At 40.2% G+C, this 1,258-nt stretch carries 2 protein-coding genes; both read left to right on the top strand.

All coding sequences use genetic code 11. The features are described from left to right. On the top strand, positions 1 to 290 hold a 290-nt coding region (locus KSW37_RS15600; RefSeq protein WP_217315367.1), incomplete at its 5' end, for a hypothetical protein. Continuing rightward, on the top strand, positions 254 to 1,225 hold the full coding sequence (locus KSW37_RS15605) for an IS3 family transposase (protein WP_367397527.1): 972 nt from the start codon (positions 254 to 256) through the stop codon (positions 1,223 to 1,225). The genes KSW37_RS15600 and KSW37_RS15605, both read left to right, overlap by 37 nt. Positions 1,226 to 1,258 lie beyond the last annotated feature (33 nt).

Below are 1,258 nucleotides of genomic sequence, written 5' to 3' on the forward strand. Positions count from 1 at the left end.
CTCTTGAGCACCTAACACAACAAGAGATTTCAGTTAAATTGTGTATAGGTCGCTCTACAGTTTGGCGTAAAATTCGTACCTTTGAAGCCGAAAATCCAGAATTGGCAGAAAAGATGAGTAAACAAGGTAAAGAAATTACTCCCGATGACTACAAAGATTTGGTCAAGGAGGTAGCAGAGTTAAAGAAGCAACTTAAGGCAGAACGTCTTCGTGCAGATTTCTATGAGGAAATGGTAGCCTTTGGGAAGGAGGCATATGGTATAGACTTAAAAAAAGCTGGCACCAAGTAGCAAACAGGCTTCACACTCGGGACAACAGAAAGTATCCTATTGCCTCGATGTGTCGCTTACTTGGTGTAACCAAGCAGGCCTATTACAAACATGGAGATAGTGAGATGGTAAAAGTCGCCCAGGAAGCCTTCGTCGTAGAGTTCATAAAAGAAGTTCGCAAGAAAGATCCAGGCATAGGTGGCAACAAGCTCTGGCTTATGTACCAAAGACAATTTGGGACATCCAGAAGTGTTGGTTACAATCGCTTTTATGACATAGTTGAAAAGTACAATTTAAAGGTTCGAAAGGTTAAGCGTAGGGTGAAGACGACAGACTCCACCCATAACCTTCCTTTGTATCCAAACATAGTCAAGGATTTGCTTCCGGTACGCCCTTGTCAATTGATAGTCAGTGATATAACTTATATACCATATTTTCTTGATCCGGAAAGTGGGGAATATCAGTTCTGTTATCTTGCCCTTATTACCGATTATTATACAAAGGAAATCGTTGGCTACAGTGTGGCTCCGACACTGGAAGCTATCTATGCCATAGAAACCCTCAAAATGGCATTGAAGCATTATGAAGGATATGATCTTAGTCAGCTGATTCATCATTCTGACCGTGGTGTACAATATGCAAGTTTTGCCTATACGGATTTGCTCAAAAAGTATGGCGTAAAAATCAGCATGACGGAAAGTGGAAATCCAAAGGACAATGCTGTTGCTGAAAGAGTGAATAGTACCATTAAGAATGAGTTACTGAAAGGCATGTCGTTTACCAGTATTGTTGATGTGAAAAAAGCGGTAAGCCTTGCTATAAACTTCTATAATGAAGAGCGTCCTCATATGAGTCTTGATGGATTGACTCCACGTGAAGCGGCCAAGAAAAAGGGAGAAATCAATAAAAAATGGATAAGCTATAGAGAAAAAGCGATAAAAGCTAAGGTGGAATAAAAAGAAATTAGTATCTTTGCACCTACCAAGGAA

The organism is Segatella copri, from assembly GCF_019127135.1.
In the GTDB taxonomy this organism is placed as follows: Bacteria; Bacteroidota; Bacteroidia; order Bacteroidales; family Bacteroidaceae; genus Prevotella.